Consider the following 6,720-nt stretch of genomic DNA (forward strand, 5'->3'; position numbering starts at 1 on the left):
AGGGTTACGGCAGCAGGATCCCCCGAATTCTTCCGGGGAAGCGGATTTTTCGGTATTTTTCCGCTGAGCCGTTTGTTTTTTCGGCCTGCCGCCGAGTTTGCCGAACTCACCCCCTTTTTTGCCGTTTTCAAATCTTTTTCGGTTCGACTCGATGATGGGTTCGATCAAAGCGAACATCCCGGAGATCTTCTCATCCATCGGGAAGTCCGCTTCGCCCAAAGTCCGGTTTGTAATCGCCCAAAAGAGCTGAAGCTGCTCATTTGGCTGAAGGGTCTTCATCGCCTTGATGTAACTGGGGTAAAAAGTGACGTTCGGCATAAAATCTCCCTCTCCTTAAAAATTTTTGTGATGTGGCATTGATTACGCTATTTGATGTCAGCTAAAATAATAGATATGCTAATATTATAGCACATCTTTTTCCGGAATGCTACCCCATTTCGCAACTTTTTGAAAATTTGTTTTGAACGCCGGAAACCCTTTTCGGGAGCCGTTTTGCGGGGATTTCGAGCAGCGCGGGCGAAAGTCCGTTCGAATTTATCCCCGGTCCGTCGGGGATTATTGACCCTCCGTCGGGGGTCCGTCCGCATTTATCCCCGGGCCGTTTTTTATTTTGACGCCGGGTTCGGCGGCGCGGCATTATTTCACCGGGATGGTATTTTTTGAACCGGCTTTATGTTATAATGAATCGTGCTCATACGGGGAAATTCAAGACGAAAATATTTTCCTTTTTTGTAACGAAACGGAACCGAAACCGGTCTTATCAGAAGACGGCGAAAAACGCCGGAAGAAACGGGTGATTGTTTGAGATGGACAGTTAAAGGAAAAAAGCCGGAATCACAGCCGGATTATGGCCATAAATCAAAGAAAGGACGGGCTCTTCATGCGGGACTTTGTGATTGACGTCAGGGGCCTTCGCAAGGTCTACCGGATCGGCGAAGAAAAGGTCGTCGCGCTCGACCGCATCGATCTGCAGGTGGAACGCGGCACGATCTGCTGTCTGCTCGGGACTTCCGGCTCGGGCAAATCGACGCTGCTGAACATGCTCGCGGGGCTCGAAAAACCGACCGCCGGCACGATCGTCATCGACGGAAACCCCATCGACCGGATGAGCGAAAAAGCGCTCGCGAAATACCGCCAGGGCAACGTCGGATTCGTGTTTCAGAGTTACAACCTGATCCCGTCGATGACCGCGCTCGAAAACGTCGCGCTGCCGCTGACCTTTGAGGGCGTGCCGCGCAAACAGAGGATCAAAGCCGCGAAAGAGATTTTAAAAAGCGTCGGGCTCGGCGGCCACATGAACCACAAACCCTCGCAGCTTTCGGGCGGCCAGCAGCAGCGGGTCGGCATCGCGCGGGCGTTCGTCGCCTCGCCGAAGATCGTCTACGCGGACGAACCGACCGGAAACCTCGACTCCAAAACCACCTCCGAGATCATGGAACTGATCGTCGGCGAGACCCGCAAAAACCACGGCACCCTCGTGCTCGTGACCCACGACCATGACCTCGCGAAATATGCCGACAAGGTCTGTCACGTCCTCGACGGCAACATCCTCGGCTCAGAACAGAACGACCCGCCGCGGGCCGCGGTTTCGCGGGCAGCGGAATTACAGCAAGCCGGGCCGCAGCCCGTTGAAGCACATTGAAGAAGGGTACATATTTATGATGAAAACGAAACAAAAACAACTGCTTGCGCTCCTTTTTGCGCTTACGATGGTATTCTCGCTTTTTACGGCCGCGTTCGGCGCCGCAGAAGCGCCGCTCTCGTTCTCGGTGGGCAATAACAACACTTTTAGCGCGGGCGCGGTCAACGTTCCGATCCTCGTGATGAACAACGGCACGAAAGCCGCCAGGATCACCAACATCGACGTGCTTGCCGGCTGCGATTTCGAGCCGCAGAACACGACCGCGAACGCGACGATCCCGGCGAATTCGCCTCAGATCGTCTATCTGAGCGCGCTTTATAAAGGCACCGGCCCGCTTCTGAGCATCCGGGTCACCTCGGTGATCGATTCGGTCACCTATATAAACACCGTGACCGTCGGCATCAACGGGACGGTCTCGGCCGGCTCCGACGGTTCGGCGCCGAAACTCTCGGTCACCGCGGTCAGCGCGAACGGGCTGATGGGCGGCAGGACCGGAAGCGTCACCCTGTCCGTCGCGAACGCGAGCGCGGGCGCGGCGCACAGCGTCGCGGTACAGATGGCGGGCCTCGGCGATTCGGCCAAATATTTCACCGCGGGGCAGGGCGGCACTTCGCTGATCAGCCCGGCTTCGCTTTCAAGCGTCACGGTGCCGCTGGCGGTCTCCGCCGACATCCCGGGCGGAAGTTACATCCTGAGCTATTCCATCACCGCGAACGCCGACGACGGAACCCCTTCCGCTTTTGAGGGTTCGGTCACCGTCACGGTCAAAGCGCGCGACCTCTCGGCGCTGCCCTACGTCAAATCGATCAGCGTTCAAAAAGCCGACGACAAAAACCCCAACCGTTATAAGATGACCGCGGTCATCGCGAATCCGGGCGAGACCGACATCGGAAAAGTGAGCGTCGCGTTCGGCGCCCAGACGTCCGCGGGCTTCTCGCTCTATGAAAACTTCACGCCGGTCTCCCTCGGGACCATCGCTTCGGGCAAAGAGGCGCAGGCCGTCTTCTCGGTCTACATCGACAGCGCGGTCGGGGGAGGCAACTATCCGCTGACCTTCACGATCACCTACCGCCCGTCCGATCTGTCCGTCGATACCAAAGAGGACAGCACCGCCTATCTCGAACTCGACCGCGGCGCGGGCGGAAGCTCTTCCTCCACGCCGAGGATCATCATCTCGAAATATAATACAAGCACCGGCTCGATCACCTCGGGCAACGCCTTCAAACTCAGCTTCACGCTGAAAAACACCGCGAAATCCACCCAAGTCCGCAACATCAAAGTGGTGCTCTCCTCGGGCACCGTGACGAGCGGCGGCGCGGTCTTTGTGGTCGCCGAGGGCTCAAACTCGTTCTATATCGACAGCATCGCCAAAGAGGGCGAAGTGACCAAATCGGTTCAGCTCGTCGCCAATCAGGACGCCCAGCCGGGCATCTATCCCATCATGCTGCAGATCGATTACGAGGACGACGGCGGCAAAAGCTATTCCGCCGCCGAGCAGCTCTCCTTTGCCGTCAGCCAGGAGCAGCGCCTCGAGACGGTCGGCTTCACGGTGATGCAGGGCGCCATGGAAGGCGACATGATCCCGGTCAGCTTCCAGTACATCAACAAGGGCAAAGCGACGATCTATAATCTGACCATCGCCGTCGAGGGGGAGTTCACCCTCGCGAACGGAAACACCTACGTCGGCAATCTGACCGCCGGGCAAAACGACTATTTTGAGGATTCCCTCACGGCGGCCGGAACCGGAACGAAGAGCGGCACGATCGTGCTGAAATACGAGAGCTCGGACGGAACCCCGCGCGAACTGCGCCAGGACTTCACCGTCGAGGTCTCGCCGATGAGTGTTATCTCCGATCCCATGTCCCCCGACGACCCGGTGGGCCCGATCGAGCCGGCGCAGCCCGGACCGGCCTGGTGGGTCTGGGTGCTGATCGGACTCGGCACGGCGGTCATGGTGACCGTCATCGTCCTGGTCACGGTGAAGAAACAGAGAAAAGCCAAAGCCGCCGATGAAGAATAAAAATAATCTTTTCAATCCGCGGGCTGCGAAAGGACGGCAAGATGAGAAAGAGTGATATTGCGCTGATGGCGTTCGGAAATTTTCGGCGCCGGAAAGTGCGTTCGGTATTGACGGTGCTCGGCGTGGTCATCGGCGTGGCGTCCATCGTCGTGATGATCTCGCTCGGCGTCGCGCTGAACGTCAACTTCTCCAAAGAGATGGAGAACATGGGCGATCTGACGCTCGTCAACGTCTACCCGAACTGGAGCGAGGGCAAGGAAGTCCCGCTGACCGACGACGCGGTCAAACAGCTGGAGACCATCGAAGGCGTCGTCGCGGTCTCCCCGCAGATCACGCTTTACGGCCATTTTATCTCCGGAAAATACCACGCCAACGTCTCGGTCATCGGCGTGCGCCGCGACATCATGGAAAAACTCGGGTTCAAGACCGAGCTCGGAAACATGCTCCCCGCGACGGCGGCAGCCGGGACAAAGAGCTTTGACTGCCTGTTCGGCTCCCAGGTCGCGACCTTCTTTTATAATCCCAGAGACAACGGCGGAGGCGGCATCATCGCCAAAGGCATCGCCGCGCCCCGCGACGGCGGGGTCGTCGGCCCCGGTAAAGAGGGCGGCGAAGAGCAGGGCCCGGTCATTCTGATCGACCCGATGACCGACCGCATCCAGTTCACGTTTGATTATAACTACAAGATGCCGAATGCCGCGCCGAATCCCGGAGACGGCTCCGAACCGGCCGTGCCGGCAAAAATCTATACGATCAACGTCACGGGCGTGCTCGCCGCCGAAAACGGCGAGAAGGACTACAACGTCTATATCGACATGGAGTCCGCGCTCAAACTGAAAAAGGAATCGGACAAATTCAACAACGTCAAGCCGACAGCGGGCGCAAAGCTCAAATACGACCAGATCTACGTCAAGGCCGACACGATGAATGAGACCATCGACATCGCGAAGCAGATCCAGGAACTCGGTTACCAGGCCTACGCGAACGCCGAGTGGATCGCGAGCTATCAAAAGCAGATGCAGAGTCTGCAGCTGATTCTGGGCGGCATCGGGGCGGTCTCGCTGCTCGTCGCGGCCATCGGCATCACCAACACGATGATCATGTCCATCTATGAGCGCACCCGCGAGATCGGCATCATGAAGGTCATCGGCTGCGTGGTCGGCGACATCCGTTCGCTGTTCCTGTATGAAGCGGGCATCATCGGGCTCGTCGGCGGCGCGGTCGGCATCGGATTCAGCTACGCGCTGTCCTTTGTCCTGAACAAGCTGGGCGGCAGTTCGCTGCTCGGCGGCATGGGAATGGGCGGCGGCAGCAAGCTGTCGGTCATCCCGGTCTGGCTCGCGCTCGGTGCGGTCCTGTTCGCCATCCTCGTCGGGCTCATCGCGGGATTTCTGCCCGCGCACCGGGCCACGCGCCTGTCCGCGCTCGAGGCCATGAGAAATTAGGAATTAATATGCAAAACGCCGCAGAACGAACATTCTGCGGCGTTTTAAATTGTAGGGCGTGACGACCCGGCACGCCGCCCCTTGCCTCCCTTGTCAAAGGGAGGGGGACCGTCGCAACGGTGGTGGGATTCGGAAACGGATAACGGCGCGTCAGGGATGCCGCGCCCTACAATTTATTTATTTTAAAGAACAAATCGACAAAATATTGCAAAATATTCATTTCAGGTCTATACAAACGGTATAAAGTATAGTATAATGAGAGCCCGTCCCGAATTCAGGCATGAAAGGGCAGTGTAAAAAACATATGAGAAACGACTTTCCGCGGATTTTGTCGCTGCTGCGCAAGGAGCGGAACATCAGCCAGAAAGACGCCGCGAAAAAGCTCGGCATCAGTCAGGCGCTCCTGTCGCATTATGAAAAGGGCATCCGCGAATGCGGGCTGGATTTTGTGGTCGCCGTCGCCGACGAATACGGCGTCTCAACCGACTATCTGCTCGGCAGGACTTCCGACCGGCAGGGCGTGCAGCTCGTCGCCGAGGACGTCCCCGAATACGACGATTCAAACGACAAGACTTTCAGCGGAAGCGTGGTCGCGACCCTCAATAAGAAACTGATTGTCAATACAGTCAGTATAGTGTTTGATCTGCTCCGGTCTCCGAAATTAAAGGACCTGACCACCGAGATCAGCGCATATCTTTCGCTCGCGATGTATAAAGTATTCCATATCCTCTATTGCGCGAACCCCAAAAATCCGCGGGCGATGTTTGCCGTCCGGGAAGGCCTTTCGACGGGGTTGTGCAATGCCGCGATGCAGGTCAGCGAGGCCTATATGACCACGCTCTGCGCAGGGGACGCCATCGGCGACTACAATCCCGTGACGCCCGAGCTCGCGCCCGAGATGTCGCCCGAGCAGCTGTCCTCCCGCTATCAGCAGACCGCTGCATCGTTGTTCAACGTCGTCAGCACTGCCGAATCCAGGATGGGCGCGAAGCCCAAGAAATAGGGGGCGTTGACCGATTAAAACTTTCACGATCATCGGCGGCGTAAACGGCGCCGGAAAGTCCAGTCTGTCCGGCGTGCTCCAGTCGGAACGCAGGGATCTGGGCGAGATCATCAATGTGGACGAAATCGCCGCCTCGAGAGAGATCTCCAACATCGAGGCGGGAAAGTTCGCGTTGGCGAAAATCAAACAGCTGATGAACAAGGGTTTGAATTTCAGCCAGGAGACGACGCTGTCGGGCATCAAGACCTCCCAGACCATCAGCCGCGCCCGCCGCAGGGGCTATTATATCCGCCTTTATTACGTCGGCCTCGAGACCGTGGAAGAGAGCATCGCCCGCATCCGCGTCCGCGCGGAAAACGGCGGACATTATATCCCGGATGAGGACGTCGTCAGGCGGTTCAATTTCAGATACGCGAATTTGATGCGCATTTTGCCGCAGTGCGACGAAGTGCATTTTTACGACAACGGCAACGGATTCATCGAAGTCGCCCGCATCATCGACGGGCAGCTGCTGTTCCGCCAAACGGTGACGCCGAAGTGGATGGTCGAACTGAGCGGGCACATCCAAAAAGCCAAAGACAGCAACCGGATGTAATTTAGAATGCAGGAG

Annotated in this window: 6 protein-coding genes; 5 read left to right on the top strand and 1 reads right to left on the bottom strand. The window is 57.5% G+C overall.

Annotation, left to right across the window (positions count from 1 at the left end):
- Positions 1-318 (bottom strand): DUF6291 domain-containing protein (locus PKH29_02115; protein HNX13634.1); only part of this gene is annotated, 318 nt, incomplete at its 3' end.
- 562 nt (positions 319-880) lie between these two features.
- On the opposite strand from PKH29_02115, the gene PKH29_02120 reads away from it, so the two are divergent.
- The 5 genes from PKH29_02120 (at position 881) to PKH29_02140 (ending at position 6,705) form a co-directional block, all read left to right on the top strand.
- Positions 881-1,642 carry an ABC transporter ATP-binding protein gene (locus tag PKH29_02120; protein HNX13635.1) on the top strand — a complete coding sequence of 254 codons (762 nt, stop codon included), beginning with the start codon at positions 881-883 and terminating at the stop codon, positions 1,640-1,642.
- 16 nt (positions 1,643-1,658) lie between these two features.
- Positions 1,659-3,662, top strand: coding sequence for a hypothetical protein (locus PKH29_02125; GenBank protein ID HNX13636.1), 2,004 nt, complete (start codon positions 1,659-1,661; stop codon positions 3,660-3,662).
- Positions 3,663-3,703: 41 nt separating this feature from the next.
- Positions 3,704-5,107: an ABC transporter permease gene (locus tag PKH29_02130; GenBank protein HNX13637.1), complete on the top strand. Its 1,404-nt coding sequence runs from the start codon at positions 3,704-3,706 to the stop codon at positions 5,105-5,107.
- A 304-nt stretch (positions 5,108-5,411) separates the two neighbouring features.
- Complete coding sequence (locus tag PKH29_02135; GenBank protein HNX13638.1) at positions 5,412-6,110, top strand: helix-turn-helix transcriptional regulator; 699 nt, start codon at positions 5,412-5,414, stop codon at positions 6,108-6,110.
- Positions 6,111-6,141: 31 nt separating this feature from the next.
- Entirely contained in the window at positions 6,142-6,705 is a 564-nt protein-coding gene (locus PKH29_02140) for a zeta toxin family protein (GenBank protein HNX13639.1), read from the top strand.
- Positions 6,706-6,720 lie beyond the last annotated feature (15 nt).

The sequence above is a fragment of the Oscillospiraceae bacterium genome (genome assembly GCA_035353335.1).
Taxonomy (GTDB): Bacteria; Bacillota; Clostridia; order Oscillospirales; family JAKOTC01; genus DAOPZJ01.

Bases quoted from the DNA above. Each gene is read 5' to 3' on its own strand.
- PKH29_02120 (HNX13635.1), top strand. From the start codon at position 881: ATGCGGGACTTTGTGATTGACGTCAGGGGCCTTCGCAAGGTCTACCGG.
- PKH29_02125 (HNX13636.1), top strand. From the start codon at position 1,659: ATGATGAAAACGAAACAAAAACAACTGCTTGCGCTCCTTTTTGCGCTT.
- PKH29_02130 (HNX13637.1), top strand. From the start codon at position 3,704: ATGAGAAAGAGTGATATTGCGCTGATGGCGTTCGGAAATTTTCGGCGC.
- PKH29_02135 (HNX13638.1), top strand. From the start codon at position 5,412: ATGAGAAACGACTTTCCGCGGATTTTGTCGCTGCTGCGCAAGGAGCGG.